Here is a 24,757-nt window from a genome sequence, read left to right as displayed (position 1 = left end):
GGCAGCCTCCTTAAATGAGCTTCGCCAGAGCGATGGCGGTGTCCGCCATGCGGTTCGAGAAGCCCCACTCGTTGTCGTACCAGGACAGCACGCGCACGAAGTTGCCCTCCATCACCTTGGTCTGATCCAGGTGGAACACGGAGGAGTGCGGGTCGTGGTTGAAGTCCGACGAGACGTTCGGCTGGTTCGTGTAGCCGAGGATGCCCTTCAGCTCCTGGTCCGCCGCGCGCTTGATCGCCTCGTTGATCTCTTCCTTGGTCGTCGCCTTCCTGGCCACGAACTTGAAGTCGACCACGGAAACGTTCGGCGTCGGCACACGGATCGACGAGCCGTCGAGCTTGCCGTTGAGCTCCGGCAGGACGAGGCCCACCGCCTTGGCGGCGCCGGTCGAGGTCGGGATCATGTTCAGGGCCGCCGCGCGAGCGCGGTAGAGGTCCTTGTGCATCTGATCAAGGGTGGGCTGATCGTTGGTATACGAGTGGATCGTCGTCATGAAGCCCTTCTCGATGCCCACCGTGTCGTGAAGCACCTTCGCCACGGGGGCGAGGCAGTTCGTGGTGCAGGAGGCGTTCGAGATGACGATGTGGTCCTTCGTCAGCTTGTCATGGTTCACGCCGTAGACGACCGTGAGGTCGGCGCCGTCGGCGGGAGCCGAGACGATGACGCGCTTGGCGCCGGCGGTGAGGTGAGCGGAGGCCTTCTCCTTCGAGGTGAAGATGCCGGTGCATTCCATCGCGATGTCGACACCGAGTTCCCGGTGCGGCAGCGTCGCCGGATCCTTGATCGCGGTGACCTTGATCTTCTGGCCGTTGATGACGAGGAATTCGCCATCGACCTGCACGTCGGCCGGGAAGCGGCCGTGGACGGAGTCGAAGCGCAGCAGGTGGGCGTTCGTCTCCACGGGGCCGAGATCGTTGATGGCAACCACCTCGATATCCTTGCGGCCGCTCTCCACGATGCCGCGGAGGATATTGCGTCCGATGCGACCGAAACCGTTGATCGCGACCTTCACCGTCATAGTCTTAGCTCCCTTGTGATGAGGCCCTTGGCCTCTCCCAGTCTCAGAGATTGTGCGTCCTGAGAACTTTTTCCGCTACTGCCTCGGCGGTGATGCCGAAGTGCTTGTAGAGGTCCTTGTAGGGCGCGCTGGCGCCAAACCCATGCATGCCGACGAAAATTCCGTCCGGACCGATCACCGAATCCCAGCCGAAACGCACAGCTGCCTCGACGGCGACCTTGATGGGCGCATCGCCGATGATCTCACGGCGCACCTTCTCGGGCTGGGCCAGGAACAGGTCGAGAGAAGGCACCGAGACCACGCGGACCTCGAAGCTCTGCTCTGCAAGAAGCTTCTGGGCGGCCAGCGCGATCTCGACCTCGCTCCCTGAGGCGAAGATGGTGGCGCGGGCCTTGCCGTTCGCCGGCGACAGCTCGTAGGCGCCCGTGGCCGAGAGGTTCTTAGGCCCGCCGTCCTTGCGGACCTGCGGCAGGTTCTGGCGGGTCAGCGCCAGGGTCGTCGGACCATCCGTGCGCTCAAGGGCCATCTGCCAGGCTTCCGCCGTCTCGATGGCGTCGGCAGGGCGGAACACGCGCATCTTCGGCATGGAGCGGAGAGCCGCCAGGTGCTCCACCGGCTGGTGGGTCGGGCCGTCCTCACCCAGACCGATGGAGTCGTGGGTCATTACGTAGACCGCCGGAATGCCGGCGAGCGAGGCAATGCGCATGGCAGGGCGCGCATAGTCCGTGAAGACCAGGAAGGTCGCGCCGGCCGGCACATAGCCGCCATGGAGCGCGATGCCGTTCATGGCCGCCGCCATGCCGTGCTCGCGGATGCCGTAATGGATGTAACGGCCCGCATAGCTGCCGGGCGAGATCGCGGTGAGGTTCTTGGTCTTGGTGTTGTTGGAGGGCGTCAGGTCCGCCGAGCCCAGCACCAGCTCCGGCACCGCCTCGGTGATGACCTCGAGCGCGATCTCGCTGGCCTTGCGGGTGGCGACGTTCTGGGGCTCGGCCACCAGACGGTCCTTCAGCTTGGCGACGGCGTCGGCGAGTCCTTGCGGGCGCTCGCCCTTCGCGCGACGCTCGAACTCGGCGCGCTGCTCGGCGGGCAGGGCCTTGAGACGGTCGGTCCAGGCCTTGCGAAGGCGGCGGCCCCTCTTGCCGGCCTTCGCCCAGGCGTCACGGATGTTGTCCGGGATCTCGAAGGGAGCGTGGCTCCAGCCGAGAGCGGCCTTGGCGCCCGTCAGTTCCTCGGCGCCGAGCGGCTCGCCGTGGGCCTTCGAGGTGCCGGCCTTCTTCGGAGCGCCGAAGCCGATGGTGGTCTTGCAGGCGATGAGGGTCGGCTTGTCCGACTTCTGGGCGCGGGAAATGGCGCGCTGGATCGCCTTCGGATCATGGCCGTCGATGCGCACCGCATTCCAGCCGCAGGCCTGGAAGCGCTTCACCTGATCGACCGAGTCGGCAAGCGAGAGCGGGCCGTCGATGGAGATGCCGTTGTCGTCGAAGAGGACGATCATGCGGTTCAGCTTCAGGTGGCCGGCAAGAGCGATGGCCTCCTGGCTGATGCCTTCCATCAGGTCGCCGTCGGAGGCGAGCACATAGGTGTAATGGTCGACGAGGTCGTTGCCGTATTCAGCGTTGAGCATGCGCTCGGCGAGCGCGAAGCCCACCGCCGTGGCGATGCCCTGTCCCAGCGGACCCGTGGTGGTCTCGACACCGGGGGTCATGAAGTTTTCCGGGTGACCCGGGGTCTTCGAGTCGAGCTTGCGGAAGTTCTTCAGCTCCTCGATGGTCATGCCCTTCACGCCGGTCAGGTGGAGAAGAGCATAGAGCAGCATCGAGCCGTGGCCGGCCGAGAGGATGAACCGGTCGCGGTCGGGCCAGGTCGGGTCGGCGGCATCGTATTTCAGGAACTTGGTGAACAGCACGGTCGCGATGTCGGCGGCGCCCATGGGCAGGCCCGGGTGACCGGATTTGGCTTGTTCGACGGCATCCATGGCGAGGACGCGCACGGCGTTCGCCAGATCGGAATGGGTGACGCGATCGGCGGGGACGGTATTCAGCACGGCGTGATCCACAAGTCTTGAAGGCCCTTGAAAGGGCGGTCTGTCTGAAGGCGTGGGCTCCTTAACACGGGGGAGGGGCGAGTCAAAGGCTTCAGGGGCCGTAATCCTCCGATCGGCCGTTGCTCCTTCGCGCTTGCCCGCCTAGAGCATCGGACCTAAAAGTGGACTTGCACTTTTGGGATCGATCCGATGCTCAGCCTTGAGAGGAGCGCATCGTTTTGAGCGGAAAACCGGATCCACTTTTCCGCACGATGCGCTAGTCTCGATAAAGATTCCAGGAGGCAGAATGACGTCCCCTCTCGACGACGCGATGAAACGGCTCGATATGGCCCTGGGGCTCTTGGAGGCCTCGGTCTCCCGCCGTTTGGAAGCCGAGAGGCGCAAGGGGAGCCTGGAGACCGAGCTGCAGCTCATGCAGGACGACAGGTCCCGTCTCGCCGAAGAGCTGGATGGGGCGCTCACCCGCCTTCACCGCTTCGAGGTGGCCACCGATGATGTGAGCCGGCGCGTTCAGCTCGCCATCCTCGCCGTGCAGAACGTGCTTGCCCAAGCCGGGCAGCTCGCGCTGGAAGAGGGCTGAGCATGGCCCAGGTCACGGTGACCATCGCCGGCCATACCTACCGCATCGCCTGCGCCGAGGGCGAGCAGGCGCATCTGGAGCAGCTGGCGGCGGCCTATGATTCCAAGATCGAGGAGATGCGCGCCGCTTTCGGCGAGATCGGCGACCTGCGCCTCCATGTCATGGCTGCCATCACCCAGGCCGATGAGCTTTACGAGACCAAGAAACGGCTCGCGGCCCTCGAAGCCGAGATGGCCCGCCTGAAGTCCTTCGGCTCGTCAGGCGATGAGCGGACCCTGATGATCGAGGCGAGGCTCGCCGAGGGTGTTATCAAAGCCGCCGAGCGGATCGAGAAGCTGGCGCGCAGCCTGAATGCGACGGGGCAGGGATAGGGCTCCTAACGTCACAGTGGCGTCCCTATGCTCCTCCACCCAGGGCATTCTCCTCGTCATGGCCGTCCCCGGACCCGATCCGGGGATCAGACTCGGCCATCCACGTCTTGAGACCTCGGCGACAAAGAAGACGTTGATCCCCGGAACAAGTCCGGGGATGACGATGAAACACCATCGTGGTGAGTGGATCCCGGCCTTCGCCGGGACGCCTTTGATTATTGGGTGAAAGACAAACGGTGCTGACGCTGCCTGAGCGTGGTCAGGAGTTCCACATAGGGCTCCCGCCGCTCATAATGCGCGGCCCTGATCTTCTTCCTGATATGGCTCTTCAGCTCCTGGTCGACGCAGCTGCGCTCGACCTGATCGAGCCGGATCTCGTACTCGGCGTCGATATCGCCGAGCCTATGCAGCACTTCCCGCATCATGGAATCGATGCTGGGGGAGCCGGTGCAGTCTTTCCGATACAGTTCTTTGTAATTGTTCTGTTTCAGATGGGCCATGTTTCCTCCCGTCAATAAATGGCTCATCCCCCACGAGAGACAGTATGAAGGTTGGCGCACGGCCTTGGCCATACCGTAGTTTCCCTAAGGTTATGATCGCCGCACGCCCGGGGCTCTGAAGATCTCGAGGACCCATTCACTTTCCCCCTTCCCCCCGGCCTCACCAGTCCCTACATAGAGAAGGCGGGGCTGCGGGGCGCGTTAGGAGTTCATATTCCCCGGGGCCTTATCGATCCTGAAGGGAGCTGTCCCTGACCCGGTCCGTGGACCGGGACATACGGTGCCCACCTACTTTGTAGGTTCCCGGGATCGCTTCTCCGACGGCTTTTGTGGCTCCGCACTTCATGCATTCTCACCCTCCTCCCGCCTTGAAAGAACAGCTTCGCGCCGAGGTGCTTGCCCGCCGCGACGGGCTCGACAAGGTTTTTCGCGAGGAGGCGGCTCAGGCGATTACCGGGCAAGCCCTCGGCCTTTCCGACCTTCGTGACGTGAACCCTGTCGGAGGCTACTGGCCCATCCGCAGCGAGGTCGATCCGCGCCTGCTCATGGAAGCGCTTTTGGAGCGCGGGCAGGATGTCGCGCTCTCCCAGATCCTCCATCCCCATTTGAGCTGGCGCCTCTGGCAGCCCGGCGACGTGCTCGTCAAAGGCGGCTTCGGCGTGCGGGAGCCCGGTCCCGATGCGCCGGAGGTTTTCCCGAAATGCCTCATTGTCCCCCTTGTCGCCTTCGACCGCAGGGGAGGGCGCATCGGCTACGGCAAGGGGCACTTCGACCGGGCCATCGCGGCGCTCGAAGCGCAGCATCCCATCTTGACCATTGGCTTGGCTTATGCGGTTCAGGAGATCGAGCAGGTTCCGGTCGAGGACCACGACCGCCTGCTCGACGTTATCATCACGGAAACCGAGCTTATTCGGACCAAGCCTGTTTAAGGGACCACCATGCGTCTTCTCTTCCTCGGCGACATCGTCGGGCGCGCCGGCCGCAATGCCGTGATCGAGCGGCTGCCGTCCTTACGCGAGCGCTGGAATCTCGATTGCGTGGTGATCAACGGCGAGAACTCGGCCGGAGGCTTCGGCATCACCGAGGCGATCTGCGACGATATCCTGAACGCGGGGGCCGATGCCATCACGCTCGGCAACCATTCCTGGGACCAGCGCGAGACCCTCGTCTTCATCGAGCGCCAGCCGAGGCTCCTGCGGCCCATGAACTACCCGCTCGGCACGCCGGGACGGGGAGCGAACCTCATCGACACCCGGTCTGGCCACCGGGTTCTGGTGGTGCAGGTGATGGGCCGCCTCTACATGGATCCGCTCGACGATCCCTTCATGGCCGTCGATCAGGCCCTCGAGGATTGCCCGCTGGGGCAGGTGGCGGATGCCATCATCGTGGATGTCCATGCCGAGGCGACCAGCGAGAAGGAGGCCATGGGCCATTATCTCGACGGGCGGGCGAGCCTCGTCGTCGGCACCCACACCCATGTGCCCACCTCCGACCACCGGGTGCTGCCCGGCGGCACGGCCTATATGTCGGACGCGGGCATGTGCGGCGACTATGACAGCGTGCTCGGGATGCAGAAGGAGGAGGCGATCCGCCGCTTCATCCAGAAGACCCCCGGCACCCGCCTGGAGCCCGGCCTCGGTGAGGGCACGCTCTCCGGCATCGCCGTGGAAACGGACGACCGGACCGGCCTTGCAGTGCGCGTCGCGGCGGTCCGGCTCGGACCGAACCTGGAGGAGACCTGGCCCCGTTTCTGGGATTGATTGCGAGTTATCAGTCAAGCACCCTCCTCAGGATGAGGCTGTGAGTGCGCTAGCGGCCCCTGTCCCTTTACCTTGTGCCGCTCCATCCCCATCTTTGCGCCACGGAGGAATCGGTGGACGTCAAGACAGAACCAGCCAGGGCCAGACGACGCCCTTACCGCGAGGACAGCGAGTTCCATAAGGCGCATGAGCACGATAGCGCCTCCGCGGTGCTGCGATCCGTGATCGACGACGCCAGGGAAGAGGTGATCTCCATCGGCGAGATCATCGAGGCTTTCGGGGAACGCGCCTTCGGTTTCGTCCTGATCCTGTTTTCCCTGCCCAATTGCGTGCCCAATGTACCCGGCATCGCGGGCATCGTCGGCACGCCGGTCCTGATCTTCGGCGTCCAGATGATGCTGGGCCATAAGCGCCCCTGGCTGCCGGGCTTCATCATGCGGCAGACGGTCTCCGTCTCGAGGTTCAAGCGCCTGATCGACATCGCCGAGCCCAGGCTCCAGAAGCTCGAACGGCTCTGCAGACCCCGGCTCACGCCCCTGTTCGGCCCCTTCGGCGACCGAGTGGTGGGGCTTTTCGCCGTTCTGGTGGCGCTCTCCGTCCTCATCCCCTTCCCGGGCACGAACTTCCCGCCCTCCATTGCCCTCGTCATCGCCTCCATCGCGGTGATGGAGGAGGATGGCTATCTCTTGATCGCGGGCTATCTCATCGGGATCGCGGGGCTCGCCTATACGGCCACGGTATTGGGGGCCTCCTACCATCTCGTCATGGCCGCCATCGCCAACATCCCGTCCTGGCTTGGATTTTAGTTTTTGACGGGATCATGCGCGGGGGGCTTGGCCTCCGACCCTTCGCCGCCTTATAAGCCTGCAATCGTCAACATCCGCGAGCCTGACGAGCGCCCTGGCTGGGCAGCTCTCGGCCGCATCTCGGAGGCCCCGATGGCCGGACATTCGCAGTTTAAGAACATCATGCATCGCAAGGGGCGCCAGGATGCGATGCGCTCCAAGCTCTTCTCCAAGCTCGCCCGCGAGATCACCGTGGCGGCCAAGATGGGTACGCCCGACCCCAACATGAACCCGCGCCTGCGCGCCGCGATCCTCGCGGCCCGCGCCGAGAACATGCCCAAGGACAACATCCAGCGCGCCATCAACAAGGCGGCGGGCAACGACACCGAGAACTACGAGGAAATCCGCTACGAGGGCTACGGCCCCGGCGGCGCCGCGATCATCGTCGAGGCGATGACCGACAACCGCAACCGCACGGCCTCCGACATCCGCTCCTACTTCACCAAGAGCGGCGGCAATCTCGCCGAGACCGGAGCGGTGTCCTTCATGTTCGACCGGGTCGGCCTCGTGGAGTTCGGCCCCGAGGCAACCGATGCCGACACGATGCTGGAAGCCGCCATCGAGGCGGGCGCCGACGACGTGGTCTCCACGGAAGACGGTCACGAGATCTATTGCGACCAGGGCTCGCTCAATGAGGTGACCAAGGCGCTCGAAGACAAGTTCGGCGAGCCGAAGGCCTCCAAGCTCGTCTGGAAGCCGCAGACCCCGGTTTCAGTCGATGACGAGGCCGGCGAGAAGCTCATGAAGCTCATGGAGTCGCTGGAAGAGCACGACGACGTCCAGAACGTCTACGGCAATTTCGAGCTCTCCGACGCCCTCATGCAGAAGATGGCTGGCTGATTTGCCATTGGACGTCATGCCCGGGCTTGTCCCGGGCATCCACGTCTTCTAACCACGTAAAGGCGTGGATGGCCGCAACAAGTGCGGCCATGACGGCGGAGAACAGAAGTGACCGAACGCGTCCGCATCCTCGGCCTCGACCCCGGCCTGCGCAACACGGGCTGGGGCATCATCATCGTCGAGGGGACGAAGCTCTCCTATGTGGCTTGCGGGGTCGTGACCTCCGATGGCGATCTCGACCTCGCGCTGCGCCTCAAGCAGCTCCACGACCGCCTGACCGAAGTCATCCGCGCCTGGGAGCCCGACGAGGTCGCGGTCGAGGAAACCTTCGTCAACAAGGATGCGCAGGCGACCCTCAAGCTCGGCCAGGCCCGTGCCATGTCGCTCCTGGTGCCCGCGCTCCACAACCTGCCCGTGGCGGAATACGGCGCCAACCAGGTGAAGAAGACCGTGGTGGGCGTCGGCCACGCCGAGAAGGATCAGGTGCAGGCCATGGTGAAGATCCTGCTGCCCAAGGCCGACTTCAAGAAGGCCGATGCGGCCGATGCGCTCGCCATCGCCATCGCCCATGCCCACCACCGCAAGGCGCGCGCTTTGGCGGCCAGCCTTTAAGATGTTACAGACTTACAAACGTCATCCCGGACGGCAAAGCCGATCCGGGATCGGGTTCAGAATGGAGCGCGGGTTTCCCTCCCCCTTGTGGGGAGGGAGGTAAGGGTGGGGGTGTGAGCGCTGAGCTCGACCGGCATAGTGCCGGCACCCCCACCTCCATCTCCTCCCCACAAGGGGGAGGAGGGCTATCGGGAGCAAAGACGAACGTGATCGGCAAACTCAAAGGCGTGGTGGATTCCTACGGCGAGGATTTCGTCATCATCGACGTGCACGGGGTCGGCTATGTGGTCCATTGCTCCTCCCGCACGCTGCAGAACCTGCCGCCCGTCGGCGAGGCGGCATCGCTCGCCATCGAGACCCATGTCCGCGAGGACATGATCCGCCTGTTCGGCTTCCGCTCGGATTCGGAGCGCGAGTGGTTCCGCCTGCTGCAGTCGGTACAGGGCGTGGGCTCCAAGGTGGCGCTGGGTATCCTCTCGGTGCTCGATCCCGGAAGCCTTGCCACGGCGATTGCCACCGGCGATAAGGCATCGGTGGCGCGTGGCCCCGGCGTCGGCCCCAAGCTCGCCCAGCGCATCGTCTCCGAGCTCAAGGACAAGGCTCCGGCCTTCGCTGCCGTTGATCCAGCCCTCATCCGCCTCTCGGGCGCGGTGGAGGACAAGAGCGCCCCGGCCCCGGTAGCCGACGCCATCTCGGCCCTCGTCAACCTTGGCTACCCGCAGGTCCAGGCTTCAGCCGCCGTCGCCGCCGCCATGAAGCAGGCGGGCGACACGGCCGAGGCGAAGACGCTGATCCGGCTGGGCTTGAGGGAATTGGCGCGGTAGGCCCGGGAGGGCTTGACCTGTGACCCATCAGCGTTCCTGTTTTGATCTCGTTAAGAATGGCGTATGAGTGTCTCGCCGCCTATATGAAGCCTTTGGAAGGTAAGCCCCTTTGACCGATTCACGCCGCCTGATCAGCCCTGAAAAACGCGAGGACGATGTCGATGCGTCGATCCGGCCGCTGTCGTTGTCCGACTTCACGGGCCAGGCCGCCGCGCGCGCCAACCTTCAGGTCTTCATCAATGCCGCCAAAGCCCGAGGCGACGCGCTCGACCACGTGCTCTTCGTCGGCCCGCCCGGCCTCGGCAAGACAACGCTGGCGCAGATCGTCGCCCGCGAGCTCGGCGTGAACTTCCGCTCGACCTCCGGCCCCGTCATCGCGAAGGCTGGCGATCTCGCGGCTCAGCTCACCAACCTCGAAGAGCGCGACGTGCTCTTCATCGACGAGATCCACCGCCTCAATCCTGCCGTCGAAGAAATCCTCTATCCCGCCATGGAGGATTACCAACTCGACCTCATCATCGGCGAAGGTCCGGCCGCGCGCTCGGTGAAGATCGAGCTGCCAAAATTCACGCTCGTCGGCGCGACCACCCGCGCGGGCCTTCTCACCACCCCCTTACGCGACCGTTTCGGCATTCCGATCCGCCTGGAATTCTACACCATCGAGGAGCTGGAGCTCATCGTGCGCCGCGGCGCACGCGTGCTCGGCCTCAACATGAGCGACGAGGGCGCGAACGAGATCGCCCGTCGCGCGCGCGGCACGCCGCGCATCGCAGGCCGCCTGCTGCGCCGCGTGCGCGACTTCGCGATCGTCGAGGGAGTCCAGATTGTTTCCCGCGAACTCGCGGATCGGTCGCTGCGCCTGCTCGACGTGGATTCCATCGGCCTCGATCTCATGGACCGCAAGTATCTCACCATGATCGCCAATTCCTTCGGCGGCGGTCCGGTGGGCATCGAGACCATCGCGGCAGCGCTTTCCGAGCCGCGCGACGCCATTGAGGACATCATCGAGCCCTATCTCATCCAGAAGGGCTTCGTGCAGCGCACGCCGCGTGGACGCATCCTCACGCCGCACGCCTTCAAGCATCTCGGGATTCCGGAGCCGACGCGTGAGACGACCGCCCAGTTCGGCCTCTTCAACGGAGACGAGGATGAGTGAGGCAGGCTGTCCCTGGCCCCATCTCGCCGGCCTCATGCAGGACGGGGCGCACATCCTGCCCGTGCGCGTCTATTACGAGGACACGGATTTTTCCGCCCGCGTCTATCACGCGAGCTACCTGCGTTTCCTGGAGCGCGGGCGGACCGAGATCCTGCGCGCGGTGGAAGTCGCTCAATCCGATCTTCATGCGGAGATGGGCGGCCTCGCCTTCGTGGTCCGCAAGATGAACATCGACTTTCTCGGCGCTGCCGTCATGGATGACGTGCTCACCGTCGTGACACGCTCGAAGGAAATGCGCGGGGCCTCGATGACCCTGGAGCAGGAAGTGCGCCGCGGCGATGAGGTTCTGGTTCGCGCCGACGTGATGGTGGCGGCCGTCCGCGACGGCCGGGCGGTGCGCATTCCCGACAATCTCCGCGCGGCGCTCTCGGCGGGCCTGGAGGCTTCGTCCTGAGACACAAGCTCTCCGTGCTTGTTCCGCCGAGAGGCACCGCGCCCCATCTCAAACTCACGCCTGTCATCACCGGCCCGGTGCCGGTGATCTCGGTGATGTGAGGCGCAGTGTCTGTCTGCATCGGGATGGCCGGGACAAGCCCGGCCATGACTAGAGCAATTTTCGGTGAAGTGGCTCCGGTTCACCGTCAAACAAGGCGGCCCAGCCAAGAAGAGAGCTGATTCCATCCCGATGGAATCAGCTCTAAGCGGGAGCCGCTGCCTGGCCGAATCTGCCGCAAGGGCAGGTTGCCGAGAGCCTGCTTTGAATGCATGCCAGCCAGGACTTCTCCTGGCTCCAGGGCCGTTTTCGCCCTTGTTCAGACCCGCTTAAACCAAGCCTTAACCTTACTCTGTGCCTAAAAGACAACGGTCAGGCATGATCTGCTGCCCTGGACTCCGCGCCCTTATTTTCGACAGATTCGCGGGCGAACGAGCAGGATAAGCAAACAAGATTTTCCTAGACCCTAAGCGGTGGGCCTTGGGACTTCCTCCCAAGGTTGCTCGAAGAGCGAGGACGAGACTTATGAATCCGGCTGATGTGGCCCAGGCCGCTCCTGTGGCGCACGACCTGTCCTTTTTTAGCCTGTTCTGGCAGGCCCATTTCGTCGTCAAGCTCGTGATGATCGGACTTCTGGCCGCCTCCGTGTGGTGCTGGGCCATCATCATCGACAAGACGCTGCTCTACGCCCGCACCAAGCGCGCAATGGACCGTTTCGAGGACGTGTTCTGGTCCGGCCAGTCGCTGGAGGAGCTGTTCCGCTCGCTCCAGAGCCGTCCGGCCACGGGCCTGGCGGCCGTATTCGTCGCCGCCATGCGCGAATGGAAGCGCTCCTTCGAAGGCTCCGCCCGCTCGTTCCAGAGCCTGTCGCAGCGCATCGACAAGGTTCTCGACGTTACCATTCAGCGTGAGGTGGAGCGTCTCGATTCCCGCCTCATGATCCTGGCCTCCATCGGTTCGGCCGGTCCGTATATCGGCCTCTTCGGCACGGTGGTGGGCATCATGAACTCGTTCACCTCCATCGCGGCTTCGAAGAACACGAGCCTTGCGGTCGTGGCTCCCGGTATCGCGGAGGCGCTGTTTGCCACCGCGATCGGCCTCTTCGCAGCCATTCCGGCCGTGCTCGCCTACAACAAGCTCCAGTCGGAAGTCACCAAAATGCAGTCGCGGCTCGAAGGCTTTGCCGACGAGTTCTCCGCCATCCTGTCGCGCCAGATCGACGAGCGCCTCTCGCGCGCGGCTTGATGAGAGGGCACTAGATCATGGCCATGGTTGCAGCAGGCGGTAGGGGAGGCGGACGCCGCAGACGCGGGAAGCGCGGCGGCGCGATCAACGAGATCAACATGACGCCGTTCATCGACGTCATGCTGGTGCTCCTCATCATCTTCATGGTGGCGGCTCCGATGATGACCGCCGGCGTGCCGCTCGATCTTCCGCAGACGAAGGCAGCACCGCTCAATTCGGATGCGAAGCCCGTCACGCTGTCCATCAAGGCGACGGGACAGGTTTTTCTCGGTGAAACCGAGCTGACGGATGAAGCCATCGTCGGCAAGCTCGCCGAAGTGTCGAAGGCAGGTTTCGACGAACGCATCTTCGTTCGCGGTGACAAGAAGGTCGATTACGGACGTGTCGCCCAGGTCATGAGCATCGTCACAACCGCTGGTTACAAGCGGGTCGCGCTCGTGACCGAGATGGAACAGCGTTGAAGGAATTGAAGGTAAGGGGCAAACACACGTGGCGTTGAAGGATCATTTCAACCCCTCCGAACCGGGCTTCTGGGTCTCCGGCGTCGCGCACGCGGCGCTGCTGACGGCCGCCCTGATCGGTTTGCCCTTCGCCGCCGAATTTCCCGAGGCGCAGGAAGGCATCCCGGTCGAGGTGATCACCGACAATCAGTTCTCGCAGATCACCAAGGGTGAGAAGGATGCGAAGGCCGTGCAGCCCAATCCGAAGCCGCGCGCCGATCGTATCGCCGACAAGGCCGAGCAGCGCGATCCCGGCGAGGACAAGGTCGATGCGCCCGCACCTCCCAAGCGTCCCGAGGACATGAAGGTCGCCGACAAGGACGAGGCGACGGCGACCCCGCCGCCACCGCCACCACCGCCGGCCAAGACCGCCGAGCAGAAGGCTGCGGAGGCGAAGGCCGAGGAAGAAAAGAAGATGGCCGAGAAGGCGGAAGCCGAAGCCATCGAAAAGGCCAAGGCCGCCGAACAGGCGAAGGCCGAAGCGGTAGCGAAAGCCAAGGCTGAAGCCAAAGCGAAAGCGGAAGCCGAGGCCAAGCGCGTGGCCGAGGAAAAAGCCGCCAAGGCAAAAGCCGAGGCCGAAGCAAAGGCGAAGGCGGAAGCCGAGGCCAAGAAGATCGCGGAAGCGAAAGCCAAGGCCGAAGCCGAGGCGAAGGCGCGAAAGGAAGCGCAGGTCGCCAAGAAGCTCGACATGGGCGACCTGAAGCAGTTCCTCGACAACAAGGACAAGAACCGGTCCACCGGTGCAACCGGGGCGGAGGTTCAAAAGACCGCATCACTCGGCACCGCGACCGGCACGGCCGCGAAGCTCAATCCGAGCCAGCGCGATGCGCTCATGGGCATTCTGCAGGAGCAGATCCAGCGCTGCTACACCGCACCGATCAGCGCCTCGGGTGATGCGACGCCACCGATGCTCGATATCCGCCTCAACCAGGATGGCACGCTTGCGAGCGAGCCGACCGTGATGCGAGTGGGTGGCACCACCACCGACCGCGCTGTGGCCGATGCTGCTGTGCGTGCCGTGCGGCGTTGCGCACCCTATCGCGTCCCCACCCAGTACCTGCAGTTCTATTCGGACTGGAAGATCCTCAACGTCCAGTTCGATCTCTCCTGATCTTTAAGCCCATCACGCTTGAGACATGCCATCATGATCACTCGCCTCGTCTCCCGCCTTCTCGTCGCGCTCTCCATCATCGTTCCGATGGCAGCGCTCGCGCCTGCGGCCCACGCGCAACTCTCGTTCCGCGTCGGCCCGGGCGGACAGTTCCAGCCCATGCCGATTGCCGTCGCCGACTTCTCGGGCGAGGGCGATCTCGGTCAGCGCGTATCCGGCATCATCACCAACAACCTGCAGCGTTCGGGCTATTTCGCGCCGCTCGACAAGTCGCGCTTCCCGGAGCGCCCCTCGTTTGACGCGGCACCGCGCTTCGATGCGTGGAAGATGGCAGGTGCGCAGGCTCTCGTGACGGGCCGCGTCTCGCGCGATCCGTCGGGTCGTCTGCGCGCCGAGTTCCGCCTGTGGGACATCGATTCCGGACAGCAGCTGACGGGTCAGCAATATGTGACGGATGCCAATTTCTGGCGGCGTGTCGGCCACATCATTTCCGATGCGGTCTACACGAAGATCACGGGCTTCGGTGGCTTCTTCGACACGCGCGTCGTGTTCGTCGAAGAATCGGGTCCGAAGGAGAACCGCCGCAAGCGTCTTGCCATCATGGATCAGGACGGTGCCAACGTGCGCTACCTGACGCAAGGCGACACCAGCGTGGTGACCCCGCGCTATTCGCCGGTGACGCAGGAAATCGCCTTCATGTCGCAGGTCGAGGGCCAGCAGCCGCGCGTGCAGGTGATCAATCTCGAGACCGGTTCGCGTCAGGTCGTCGGCAACTTTCCCGACATGACCTCCTCGCCGCGCTTCGCGCCCGATGGTCAGCGTATCGTCATGAGCCTGCAGCAGGGCGGCAACGCCAACATCTACATGATGAACCTCGGCTCGCAGGCGACCACGCGCCTGACCTCGACCGGTGCCATCGACACCTCGCCGTCCTTCTCGCCGGATGGGTCGCAGATCGTGTTCGAGAGCGACCGCGGCGGCAAGCAGCAGCTCTACGTGATGGGCGCGGACGGTTCGAACCAGCGCCGCATCTCGTTCGGCGACGGCGCCTATTCGCAGCCGGCCTGGTCGCCGCGCGGCGATTACATCGCCTTCACCAAGCAGCATTCCGGCGGTTTCGCCATCGGCATCATGAAGCCGGACGGATCGGGCGAGCGCATCCTGACGGAAGGCTTCCACAACGAGAGCCCGGTCTGGGCGCCCAATGGCCAGTACATCCTGTTCTTCCGCGATCCGGGCGGCCAGTCCGGAGGCAAGCTCTACATGGTGGACATCACCGGCCGCGTGGAGCAGCCCGTGCCGACGCCATCCTTCGCGTCGGACCCGACCTGGTCTCCGCTGCTCAGCGAGACGCGTCAGTAAGATCGAGAAAAGGGGCGCTTCAGCGCCCCTTTTTCGTTGAGGTGATTTCGCCCCTTCGGCTGATCCAGTACACCGCACGTCATCACCGGCCTTGTGCCGGTGATCCCGATTGGGTGAGCGCAGTGCTCTTCAAAAGCGGGATGGCCGGGGCAACCCCGGCCATGACAGGAAGGAAAATTCCGTATCACGCCCGCAGCGACGCGTTGCCGGTGAACTCATCCTTCCGGCTTCGCAGCTTGAACGCGAGCATGACGAGCGCGATGCCGAAGACCATCGCATAGGCACCCAGCCACCAGGTCAGGACGACAGCGCCGATGAGTGGCGCGATCAGAAGCGCGACGCCGAACAGAACCGAGACGAGGCCGCTGAAGATCAGCCAGCCGCGCCCGAAGGCCGGGTTCAGCTTGAAGGCGGCGACGATCATCAGGATACCGGTGATCAGCGACCACACGGCGAGGAGCGTGACGAAGAATACCACCGTCAGGCCCGGCATGACGAAGGCGATGATGCCTACGAGGATGTTCAGGACGCCTTCCAGGATCAGCAGGCCCCAACGCTCGTTGCGGGAGGCAGCGCGAATGCCGGAGACGATGCCGAAGACGCCATCAACCAGCATGTAGGCCGAGAAGAACAGCACGAAGGACAGAATCGTCGCGCCCGGCCAGAAGAAAGCAATGAGTGCGAAGATGATGGCGAAGACGCCGCGAAGCGCCACGGCCCACCAGTTTCGCGCGAGAAGGGCACTCATGGATTCAGCACGGTTGAGCGGATCGTAAGAGGGGTTGGAGGTGCCGCCGGCCATCATCGTCTCCTTTGATCAAGCCCCTTCACGCGGGAGCATCTTATCAATGCCAAAGCTTGGCAGCTGGTTTCCTTTATTTCCCAGCGGAGGCTTCTTGGTCCTTGATTTTGCTCAGTCTGCGCCGGATCGCGAGCTTGCGGCGTCTCAGGCGCACGCGCCGTTTGATGCGAAAGGCGCGGATGAGGAGCGCAAGACCGAACCAGCCAAGGGCGATCACGATGGGGGCGATGATCAGCACCGGAAAAACGGTGATCAGGACGGCCAGCGCAAGAAGCGCGAAGCCGATGATGGCAATGCTGCTGGTCTCGGTTGCCGTGAGCGAACGCGATCCCATGGCCTTGCCGATGCTGCTCGAGAGCGCGAGAGCACCGGCGGCGAGCCTGCGCACGCCGCCTCGCTTGAAGCGATGACCACGGCGCGAGCGCATGTTGCGGGCTCGCTTGCGGCGGGATTGCCACCCGGGTACGATCTCGGTCGCATTGGCGAGATCCTCCAGGTACATCGCCTCCATGGCCTCGGCGAAGCTGGAATCCTCGACGATCACATCGAGCTCCCAGTTGGTGGCCCAGCTTGCGAAGTTGAGATTGGTGGAGCCCACACGCGCCCAGCGCCCGTCCACCACGGCGGTCTTGGCGTGGAGCATCGAGCCGTTCCACTCGAACACCCGGATGCCTGCTTCGATGAGCGAGCGGTAGCCCGCGCGCACGATGGGCTGAAGAGCGGGCACGTCGCTTGAGCCCGGCACGAGAAGGCGCACGTCCACGCCGTCGCGCGCGGCTTCGCCAAGCGCCTGCACATAGGATGTGGTGGCGACGAAATAGGCGTCGGTCAGCCACAAATTGCGCTCCGCGGTGGCGGCGATGAACTGATCGACGCGGTAGGCGCGGAACATGCCGGGCTCGCCGCTGATGAGCCTTGCTGCCATTGTGCCCGCATGTGGGATAATGTCGGCGTGCGACAGGTCGCACTTCGGAATCGCGCGCATGCCCGCGAGCACCCAGCTTTCCGCGAATGCCGCATCGAGATCGCCGACAATTGGGCCCTCAAGCGAGATGCCGGTATCACGCCAGGGTTCGCTCTCCTTGCCACCCTCCCAGCTGTCGGAGATGCACAGGCCCGACACGAAGCCGATGCGCCCATCGACCGTGATCAATTTGCGGTGATTGCGCCTGACCCAGAACGGGTCCGTGAGCCGGGGCGGGTTGAACACCCGCGCTTCCACGCCGGCCTCGCGCAAGCGGCGCCAGAAGGCCGGGAGGGCGCGAAAGGACGAGCCCAGCCAATCGTAGAGTACGCGAACCTTCACTCCTGCGCGCGCCCGCTCCATGAGAGCCTCGGCGAACAGCTGGCCGGTCTCATCATTGGCGATGATGAAGTTCTCGAAATGGATGACGCGTTCGGCCGAACGGATCGCCTCCAGCCAGGCCGGATAGTTCTCCTTCGAGTTCTTCAGCAGTTTGATGGCATTGCCCTGGCGCAGGTCGCTGTCGGCAATGCGCGAGAAGGCGCGCTCCATGCGGAGCTCGTCCAAGGCAGCGCGATAGGGTTGAACCGACAGTCTAGGCTGGTTCGTCATGAGATTCATGACCTTTCAACGCTCAAGGCGGGCATTCAGCTCACGAAGAGACGTGATCGATACCTGAGCCCACCTTAACCTCCTGTTAACCCTAAGCCAAAGTTCCACAACTTGGCCATAATTCACCTTAATCCCGGCGGCGCCGCTTAAGGTTGACGGAACCCTCCCTTAACCATCGCCCGATATAAACCTCACAACGTTCGGCAAACGTGTGTGTAAGGAGTATTGCCTATGATGTCGCTGCGCGCCGTCAAATTCGCCGCTGCTATCGTCCTCGCCCTTGGGGCGGCAGCCTGTTCTTCCAACAAAGACGGTATGGCCGATGGATCTGGCAGCTTTGGCGCCGGTGGTGCTGCGACTCCCGGCAGCGCCCAGGACTTTGTCGTGAATGTCGGCGACCGCGTCTTCTTCGAGACCGACTCGACCGATCTCACCCCCACCGCCATTGCCACTCTCGACAAGCAGGCCCAGTGGCTGCAGCGCTATCCGAACTACACCTTCATCCTGGAAGGCCATGCGGACGAGCGCGGTACCCGCGAGTACAACTTCTCGCTCTCGGCCCGCCGCGCCCAGACCGTGCGTGACTACCTGATCTCGCGCGGCATCCCCGGCAACCGCTTCCGCACCGTGTCCTACGGCAAGGAGCGTCCGGTGGCCGTCTGCAACGACATCTCCTGCTGGTCGCAGAACCGCCGTGCGGTCACCGTCCTCGGCGGGGCCAGCTCGTAAGCCTCCTGGGCACTGAAACGTGAAACCTCGAAGCGTCGCCACATTATCGCCGTGGCGGCGCTTTTGTGTTATCGGCACGGTCGCTTAAGACCCCCCTCACGGTATCCAGCATGTTACGACGCCTCTTTGTCTTTCTCGCCTTGGCTCTTGCTCTGGCAGCCCCTGCCGCCGCGCAGGATGCAGCCGACGCCATCGTCCGCCTCAACCGTCTGGAGAACCAGATGCGGCAGATGTCCGGGCAGCTTGAGCAGCTCCAGTTCGAGAACCGCCAGCTCAAGGACCAGCTCCGCAAGTTCCAGGAGGATGTGGAGTTCCGCTTCCAGGATCTCGGCGGCCGCGGTGGATCGAGACCCGCCGCTCCGTCCGCCACCACGCCGACGCCTCGCCCGGTGCAGCCCCAGGCCCAGCCTCAAACCGGGCCTCAGCGCCGCAGCGACGTCTTCGATCCGTCTCAAGACCCCAATGCCCCGGGCGCTCCGCGCCCGCTGGGCACCACGCCTCCGTCAGCTCCGCTCGCCGATGCGGAAGAAGGGCAGGGGGGTGAGCAGTTCGCCGGTATCGGCGACCTGATCGAGGATGACGAGCAGGCTGCCCCCGGCGCGGCGGGTAACGGCATGGCGATCCCCCAGGGCGCGCTTCCGGCCCGGCCGGGTCCGAGCGTTGCGGCGACCAGCGTCGGCAATCCGCGGGCCGATTTCGATGCGGCCTACACCTCCTTCACGCAGAAGGATTACGACCGGGCCGAGATGGGCTTCCGCCGTTTCCTGCAGTCCAACCCCCGCGACAAGCTGGTGCCCGAGGCCACGTTCTGGCTGGGTGAAACCTATCTCCAGCGCAACCGCTACCGCGAGGCTGCCGAGCAGTTCCTCAACATTTCCGCCGATCATCCGGATGCCGCGAAGGCTCCCGATGCGATGCTGCGTCTCGGCGTGGCTCTCAACGGACTGGGTGCCCGCGACCGGGCTTGCGCCGTCTTCGCCGAACTCGACCGCAAATACCCGCAGGCTTCCGCCAATGTCCGCCAGGCTTCCGAGCGCGAGCAGAAGCGCAACAAGTGCACCTGATCCAGGCTGACCCGATCGAGCACCCGAACCGTGGCCGCTCCTGTGCCTGACGATCCGCTCCCGGCCATCGATCCGGAGCTGCTTTTTTCCCATTTGAGCCATGCCAAAGGCATTCTGGCCGCTGTCTCCGGCGGGCCCGATTCCATGGCGATGATGCATCTGCTCGCCCGTTGGGGCTTGGAGCACCGCGTTTCCATTCTTGTTGCCACCGTGGATCACGGCCTGCGTCCCGAAGCGGCCGAGGAGGCCGCCTTCGTCGCCCGCGAGGCGGCCGCCCTGAGCCTTCCCCACCGCACCCTCGCCTGGACAGGCGAGAAGCCCAAGACCGGCCTGCAGGAAGCAGCCCGCGAGGCACGCTATCGCCTCCTCATCCGATATGCCCGCGAGGTGGGAGCGTCCCATCTCGTCACCGCCCATACACAGGACGACCAGGCCGAGACGATCCTGATGCGCCTCGCGAAGGGCTCGGGCCTGAAGGGTTTGACGGGCATGCGTCGAGAGCGGAACCGGGAGGGCATCACCCATGCGAGGCCGCTGCTCGGCTGGCCGAAGGCGGCGCTCCTCGACCTCTGCCAAACGAGCGGCTGGCGCTTCGTCACCGACCCTTCCAACACGGACGAGCGCTTCGCCCGGGTCCGCTGGCGCAGGCTGATGCCGCGTCTGGCAGAGGAGGGGTTGACCGCGAGCCGCCTGGCTCGCCTGGCCGAGCGGGTCGCGCAGGCTGACGAGGCGCTGGAAATGAAGGCGCGCGAGGCTTTGGAGGGCGCCGCCCCGGAGGCAGGAGAGGGGGGACTGTCCTTCCAGGCGGCCTGCCTTGCCGAGGAGCCCTTCGAGATCGGGTTGCGGATCCTGGCTCAGGCTCTAGGCCGGATCGGCCTCGAAAACATTCGCCTCCAAAGGTTGGAAAGCTGCGTTGAACGCCTGCGGACGGCGATCCTGGCCAGTGAGAGCCTGCGTCTGACGATTGCCGGAGCGCTCCTTGCTCTCGATCGATCCGGGCGCTTAAGTCTTAGGCCGGAACCGCCCCGCTCACGAGGTCGTTAGCCAATTCTCTTAGCCAAGACCTTCGGATGATGCCGCATGCACGCCGCATTCCCTTGGCAAGGGGGAACGGTGTGCCTACATTGAGTTTAGCCGCATGGGGGGATTTCGTATCTTTCTCGTGCTTCATCTCCCTCTGGGGCAGAACCTGATCCGATGAATTCAAATTTCCGCAACTTCGCCTTGTGGGTTGTCATTTTCCTCCTGGTGCTGGCGCTCGTCACCCTTTTCCAGAGCCCGGGCCACCGAGGCGGCGGCAGCGACATCGCCTACAGCCAGCTTCTGAACGACGCCGATGCCGGACGCATCTCGAGCGTCATCATCTCGGGACCCGAGATCAGCGGCACCTATACCGATGGCCGTACCTTCTCGTCCTATGCGCCGAACGACCCCGCCCTGGTCACGAAGCTGCAGCAGAAGGGCGTGCAGATCACGGCGCGGCCGCAATCCGACTCGACCCCCTGGTTCATTGCCGTTCTCATGAACATCCTGCCCATCGCGCTCTTTATCGGCGCCTGGGTGTTCTTGTCGCGCCAGATGCAGAACGGCGCAGGCCGGGCCATGGGGTTCGGCAAGTCGAAGGCAAAGCTCCTCACCGAGGCTCATGGCCGCGTGACGTTCGACGACGTCGCCGGCATCGACGAGGCCAAGGAAGACCTGCAGGAGGTGGTGGAGTTCCTGCGCGATCCGCAGAAGTTCCAGCGTCTCGGCGGCCGCATTCCGCGCGGCGTGCTGCTCGTCGGCCCGCCCGGCACCGGCAAGACCCTGACGGCCCGCGCGGTGGCGGGCGAGGCCAACGTGCCGTTCTTCACCATCTCGGGCTCGGACTTCGTCGAAATGTTCGTCGGCGTCGGCGCCTCGCGCGTGCGCGACATGTTCGAGCAGGCGAAGAAGAATGCGCCCTGCATCATCTTCATCGACGAGATCGACGCGGTCGGCCGGCATCGCGGCGCGGGCTTGGGCGGCGGCAACGACGAGCGCGAGCAGACCCTCAACCAGCTCCTGGTGGAAATGGATGGCTTCGAGGCCAATGAGGGCATCATCATCATCGCGGCGACCAACCGCCCCGACGTGCTCGACCCGGCGCTGCTGCGGCCCGGCCGTTTCGACCGCCAGATCGTGGTGCCGAACCCGGACGTCACCGGCCGCGAGAAGATCCTGCGCGTGCACGTGCGCAAGGTGCCGCTCGCGCCCGATGTGGACCTGAAGGTGATCGCCCGCGGCACCCCCGGCTTCTCGGGTGCGGACCTCATGAACCTCGTCAACGAGGCGGCGCTGCTGGCGGCCCGTCGCGGCAAGCGCATCGTCACGATGCGCGAGTTCGAGGATGCCAAGGACAAGGTGATGATGGGCGCCGAGCGCCGCACCCTGGTGATGACCGACGACGAGAAGCGCCTGACCGCCTATCACGAGGCCGGCCATGCCATCGTGGCGCTCAACGTGCCGGCCACCGATCCGGTGCACAAGGCCACCATCATCCCGCGCGGCCGTGCGCTCGGCATGGTCATGCAGCTGCCCGAGCGGGACAAGCTGTCGATGAGCTTCGAGCAGATGACCTCGCGTCTGGCCATCATGATGGGCGGCCGCATTGCGGAGGAGATGATCTTCGGGCGTGAGAAGGTGACCTCGGGCGCCCAATCGGACATCGAGCAGGCCACGCGTCTCGCCCGCATGATGGTGACCAAGTGGGGCTTCTCGCCTGAGCTCGGCACCGTGGCCTACGGCGAGAACCAGGACGAGGTGTTCTTGGGGATGTCGGTGGGCCGTCAGCAGAACGTGTCCGAGGCCACGGCGCAGAAGATCGACTCGGAGGTGCGTCGCCTGGTGGAGACGGGCCTCAACGATGCCCGCCGCATTCTCACCGAGAAGGCGCACGATCTCGAGACCCTGGCCCGCGGCCTGCTGGAATACGAGACCCTGACGGGCGAGGAGATCCGCAACCTCCTCGACGGCCAGCCGCCGGTGCGCGATGCCGGCGGCGATCCGCTTCCGCCGGTTCGCGGCTCCGCCGTCCCGACCACCCGTCCTGGCCGCCCGCGCGAGAACGACGGCGGGATGGAGCCTCAACCGCAGGCTTAAAAGACAAGCTCTTGTGCGAATTACCCAGAACGCTCGCATTACAGCGAGCGTTCTTTTTTATTTACCAAAATCCTCTACTTTCATCTCACGAGCAAATTCTCGCCCTCTGTAATAATTGCTCATCACTTGTGATGGGCCTTATCAGGGCGAAGTCTTGACCCGGGTGGGGGAGGTTGCTTTGAAAAAAGCAAAGCGCGCAACAGCGCAACGGAATGGGGAGACCAAGCCCATGCGGAAATACTTTGGAACCGATGGCATCCGCGGACGGGCCAACGGGATCATCACGCCGGATCTGGCCCTGCGGGTCGGCCAGGCGGCAGGCCTGATGTTCAAGCAGGCGGGCGATTACCGTCACCGGGTCGTCATCGGCAAGGACACGCGCCTGTCCGGCTACATGATCGAGAACGCGCTGGTCGCGGGCTTCACCTCGGTCGGCATGGACGTGCTGCTCCTCGGTCCGATGCCGACGCCGGCAGTGGCCATGCTCACACGTTCGATGCGCTGCGATCTCGGTGTCATGATCTCGGCCTCGCACAACCCTTACGAGGACAACGGAATCAAGCTGTTCGGGCCCGATGGGTTCAAGCTCAATGACGATGTGGAGGTTCAGATCGAGGCGCTGATGGACTCGGATCTGACGGCTCGCCTCGCGGGTTCCGCCAATCTCGGTCGCGCCAAGCGTATCGAGAGTGTCCATGCCCGTTACATCGAATTCGCCAAGCGCACGCTGCCGCGCCAGATCGACCTGGAAGGTATGCGGGTCGTGGTCGATTGCGCCAATGGCGCGGGCTACAAGGTCGCGCCCGAAACCTTGTGGGAGCTCGGTGCCGAGGTGGTGAGCATCGGCGTGGAGCCCAACGGCTTCAACATCAATCACGAGGTCGGCTCCACCGCTCCCGAGGCCCTGATCCACAAGGTGCGCGAGTTGCGTGCCGATGTGGGAATCGCGCTCGATGGTGACGCGGATCGTGTTCTGATCGTGGATGAGAAGGGCCAGAAGGTCGATGGCGACCAGCTCATGGGTGTCGTCGCCCGCTCCTGGAAAGAGGACGGACGTCTTTCTCAACCGGGCATCGTCGCGACGATCATGTCCAATCTCGGTCTCGAGCGCTACCTGAACGGCATCGGCCTCGGCTTGGTGCGCACGGCGGTCGGTGACCGCTACGTGCTCGAGCACATGCGTGCACATGGCTACAATCTCGGCGGCGAGCAATCCGGCCACATCATCATGTCGGATTACACCACGACGGGTGACGGCTTGGTCGCAGCCCTTCAACTCCTTGCCGTGGTCAAGAGCATGGGCAAGACCGTGTCGCAGGTCTGCCATTGCTTCGAGCCCTTGCCGCAGGTTCTGAAGAACGTGCGCTACAGGTCCGGCAAGCCGCTGCAGGAAGCCTCGGTCATCAAGGCCATCGAGGCAGGCCACGAGCGGCTTGGAGCCTCGGGTCGCCTGGTCATTCGCCCCTCCGGCACGGAGCCGGTGATCCGCGTGATGGGTGAGGGCGACAACGAAGATCTCGTCAATCGCGTCGTGGACGATGTGGTGGATGCAGTGACGCAGGCCGCCTCGCAGGTTGCCGCTTAAAAACGCATCCCGCAGCGTGAATGGACAAAGGCATGGATGGCAGCATCCATGCCTTTTTTGTCGACATCAAAACATTGGACCCAGAAAGGCTGGTCAAAAAGGATTGGACTTTCCGCAAGGTTCGTGGACCGCTTGATGGAGCGGCATCGCCGAGCCACGAAGGTTCGGATTCCCTGCTTCACGAAGCATAGTCAAGCTTGTTCTTGATATTAACGGTTTCTTCAATAAATTCCTTTGCGAATCGCTGCAGAGGCACTGATGTTCGAAACCGGCAATCCCATCGTTCGCCCGCCCCAGGCTCTCCAGTTCAATGCCCACGCAATCACGGAGCTGAACCGGGTTTTGCAGCCTTATTTGCACCGGGACCAGCCGCAGACGGCTGTCGAGCCGGCTACCGCCGAGCCCGTGGTCGAGGCGCCCCGCGTCAGTTCGGTTGAGTTCAACCGGGTCCTGTGGACCGCAGAGAGCATGATTGCCTCCGTCATGGGGCTGAAGACCTATGAGGTCAGCGTCTTCGTGAATACCGGACGCTACATGTTCTAGAGCAACGGCAGTTCTGACGGAATCGTTGGGGCTATGCGGTGTGGCGGCTTCGTGATTCACTCATCTTGGCTCTC

26 protein-coding genes and 1 other RNA gene are annotated in these 24,757 nt (G+C 64.1%); 22 read left to right on the top strand and 5 right to left on the bottom strand.

From position 1 onward, the window contains the following. Positions 1-10: 10 nt before the first annotated feature. Positions 11-1,018, bottom strand: coding sequence for a type I glyceraldehyde-3-phosphate dehydrogenase (gap, locus tag DC522_RS09505; RefSeq protein ID WP_116528469.1), 1,008 nt, complete (start codon positions 1,016-1,018; stop codon positions 11-13). Positions 1,019-1,061: 43 nt separating this feature from the next. Further along, the gene (gene tkt, locus DC522_RS09500) at positions 1,062-2,996 is read right to left on the bottom strand and encodes a transketolase (RefSeq protein WP_245444075.1); all 1,935 of its coding nucleotides are present in this window, start codon (positions 2,994-2,996) and stop codon (positions 1,062-1,064) included. 355 nt (positions 2,997-3,351) lie between these two features. Between tkt and DC522_RS09495 the strand changes: the two genes are divergently transcribed. After that, the gene (locus tag DC522_RS09495) at positions 3,352-3,645 is read left to right on the top strand and encodes a DUF4164 domain-containing protein (protein WP_116528468.1); all 294 of its coding nucleotides are present in this window, start codon (positions 3,352-3,354) and stop codon (positions 3,643-3,645) included. Positions 3,646-3,647: 2 nt separating this feature from the next. Then, on the top strand, positions 3,648-4,016 hold the full coding sequence (locus DC522_RS09490) for a cell division protein ZapA (protein ID WP_116528467.1): 369 nt from the start codon (positions 3,648-3,650) through the stop codon (positions 4,014-4,016). Positions 4,017-4,231: 215 nt separating this feature from the next. Here the strand turns inward: DC522_RS09490 and DC522_RS09485 are convergent, their stop codons facing one another. Next, on the bottom strand, positions 4,232-4,516 hold the full coding sequence (locus DC522_RS09485; RefSeq protein ID WP_116528466.1) for a hypothetical protein: 285 nt from the start codon (positions 4,514-4,516) through the stop codon (positions 4,232-4,234). A gap of 183 nt (positions 4,517-4,699) precedes the next feature. Here DC522_RS09485 and ssrS point away from each other — a divergent pair. From ssrS to tolB, 13 genes are all read left to right on the top strand, one after another. Further along, positions 4,700-4,856: non-coding RNA, 6S RNA (gene ssrS, locus DC522_RS09480), on the top strand. 4 nt (positions 4,857-4,860) lie between these two features. Then, positions 4,861-5,445: a 5-formyltetrahydrofolate cyclo-ligase gene (locus DC522_RS09475; RefSeq protein WP_116528562.1), complete on the top strand. Its 585-nt coding sequence runs from the start codon at positions 4,861-4,863 to the stop codon at positions 5,443-5,445. 9 nt (positions 5,446-5,454) lie between these two features. Further along, a complete protein-coding gene (locus DC522_RS09470) occupies positions 5,455-6,276 on the top strand; it encodes a TIGR00282 family metallophosphoesterase (protein WP_116528465.1) in 822 nt (273 codons plus the stop codon). A 113-nt stretch (positions 6,277-6,389) separates the two neighbouring features. After that, positions 6,390-7,082, top strand: coding sequence for an exopolysaccharide biosynthesis protein (locus DC522_RS09465; RefSeq protein ID WP_165820112.1), 693 nt, complete (start codon positions 6,390-6,392; stop codon positions 7,080-7,082). Positions 7,083-7,214: 132 nt separating this feature from the next. Further along, on the top strand, positions 7,215-7,961 hold the full coding sequence (locus tag DC522_RS09460) for a YebC/PmpR family DNA-binding transcriptional regulator (protein ID WP_116528561.1): 747 nt from the start codon (positions 7,215-7,217) through the stop codon (positions 7,959-7,961). 108 nt (positions 7,962-8,069) lie between these two features. Continuing rightward, on the top strand, positions 8,070-8,573 hold the full coding sequence (gene ruvC, locus DC522_RS09455) for a crossover junction endodeoxyribonuclease RuvC (protein ID WP_116528463.1): 504 nt from the start codon (positions 8,070-8,072) through the stop codon (positions 8,571-8,573). Positions 8,574-8,779: 206 nt separating this feature from the next. Next, complete coding sequence (gene ruvA / locus DC522_RS09450) at positions 8,780-9,397, top strand: Holliday junction branch migration protein RuvA (RefSeq protein ID WP_116528462.1); 618 nt, start codon at positions 8,780-8,782, stop codon at positions 9,395-9,397. Positions 9,398-9,506: 109 nt separating this feature from the next. Beyond that, positions 9,507-10,553: a Holliday junction branch migration DNA helicase RuvB gene (gene ruvB, locus DC522_RS09445; RefSeq protein WP_116528461.1), complete on the top strand. Its 1,047-nt coding sequence runs from the start codon at positions 9,507-9,509 to the stop codon at positions 10,551-10,553. After that, positions 10,546-11,007: a tol-pal system-associated acyl-CoA thioesterase gene (gene ybgC, locus DC522_RS09440; RefSeq protein ID WP_205769575.1), complete on the top strand. Its 462-nt coding sequence runs from the start codon at positions 10,546-10,548 to the stop codon at positions 11,005-11,007. Before ruvB ends, ybgC begins: the two co-directional genes overlap by 8 nt. 564 nt (positions 11,008-11,571) lie before the next feature. After that, positions 11,572-12,291 carry a protein TolQ gene (tolQ, locus tag DC522_RS09435; protein ID WP_116528460.1) on the top strand — a complete coding sequence of 240 codons (720 nt, stop codon included), beginning with the start codon at positions 11,572-11,574 and terminating at the stop codon, positions 12,289-12,291. 17 nt (positions 12,292-12,308) lie between these two features. Continuing rightward, the gene (gene tolR / locus DC522_RS09430; RefSeq protein WP_205769569.1) at positions 12,309-12,752 is read left to right on the top strand and encodes a protein TolR; all 444 of its coding nucleotides are present in this window, start codon (positions 12,309-12,311) and stop codon (positions 12,750-12,752) included. Between the two features lie 34 nt (positions 12,753-12,786). Beyond that, complete coding sequence (tolA, locus tag DC522_RS09425; protein ID WP_205769587.1) at positions 12,787-13,902, top strand: cell envelope integrity protein TolA; 1,116 nt, start codon at positions 12,787-12,789, stop codon at positions 13,900-13,902. Positions 13,903-13,989: 87 nt separating this feature from the next. Then, positions 13,990-15,264, top strand: a complete 1,275-nt coding sequence (gene tolB / locus DC522_RS09420) for a Tol-Pal system beta propeller repeat protein TolB (protein ID WP_245444073.1) — start codon at positions 13,990-13,992, stop codon at positions 15,262-15,264. Positions 15,265-15,448: 184 nt separating this feature from the next. On the opposite strand, the gene DC522_RS09415 is transcribed toward tolB, so the two are convergent. Then, positions 15,449-16,066, bottom strand: coding sequence for an HdeD family acid-resistance protein (locus DC522_RS09415; RefSeq protein WP_116528457.1), 618 nt, complete (start codon positions 16,064-16,066; stop codon positions 15,449-15,451). 73 nt (positions 16,067-16,139) lie between these two features. Further along, positions 16,140-17,642: a phosphatidylserine/phosphatidylglycerophosphate/cardiolipin synthase family protein gene (locus DC522_RS09410; RefSeq protein WP_245444066.1), complete on the bottom strand. Its 1,503-nt coding sequence runs from the start codon at positions 17,640-17,642 to the stop codon at positions 16,140-16,142. A 231-nt stretch (positions 17,643-17,873) separates the two neighbouring features. On the opposite strand from DC522_RS09410, the gene pal reads away from it, so the two are divergent. The 7 genes from pal to DC522_RS09380 all read left to right on the top strand — a co-directional run bounded on the left by pal (position 17,874) and on the right by DC522_RS09380 (position 24,683). Continuing rightward, entirely contained in the window at positions 17,874-18,371 is a 498-nt protein-coding gene (gene pal, locus DC522_RS09405; protein WP_116528455.1) for a peptidoglycan-associated lipoprotein Pal, read from the top strand. A gap of 110 nt (positions 18,372-18,481) precedes the next feature. Further along, positions 18,482-19,435, top strand: coding sequence for a tol-pal system protein YbgF (gene ybgF, locus DC522_RS09400; protein WP_116528454.1), 954 nt, complete (start codon positions 18,482-18,484; stop codon positions 19,433-19,435). A gap of 30 nt (positions 19,436-19,465) precedes the next feature. Next, entirely contained in the window at positions 19,466-20,479 is a 1,014-nt protein-coding gene (gene tilS, locus DC522_RS09395) for a tRNA lysidine(34) synthetase TilS (RefSeq protein WP_245444065.1), read from the top strand. 153 nt (positions 20,480-20,632) lie between these two features. Next, entirely contained in the window at positions 20,633-22,555 is a 1,923-nt protein-coding gene (gene ftsH, locus DC522_RS09390; RefSeq protein ID WP_116528453.1) for an ATP-dependent zinc metalloprotease FtsH, read from the top strand. 229 nt (positions 22,556-22,784) lie between these two features. Further along, on the top strand, positions 22,785-24,140 hold the full coding sequence (gene glmM, locus DC522_RS09385) for a phosphoglucosamine mutase (protein WP_116528452.1): 1,356 nt from the start codon (positions 22,785-22,787) through the stop codon (positions 24,138-24,140). A gap of 32 nt (positions 24,141-24,172) precedes the next feature. Beyond that, the gene (locus DC522_RS34725; protein ID WP_165820111.1) at positions 24,173-24,331 is read left to right on the top strand and encodes a hypothetical protein; all 159 of its coding nucleotides are present in this window, start codon (positions 24,173-24,175) and stop codon (positions 24,329-24,331) included. A 67-nt stretch (positions 24,332-24,398) separates the two neighbouring features. After that, positions 24,399-24,683 carry a hypothetical protein gene (locus DC522_RS09380; RefSeq protein ID WP_116528451.1) on the top strand — a complete coding sequence of 95 codons (285 nt, stop codon included), beginning with the start codon at positions 24,399-24,401 and terminating at the stop codon, positions 24,681-24,683. Positions 24,684-24,757: the final 74 nt, after the last annotated feature.

It is taken from the genome of Microvirga sp. KLBC 81 (assembly GCF_003075415.1).
Classification (GTDB): Bacteria; Pseudomonadota; Alphaproteobacteria; order Rhizobiales; family Beijerinckiaceae; genus Microvirga.
Note: the sequence above shows the minus strand (reverse complement) of the source record. Positions and strands in the feature narration are given on the sequence as shown.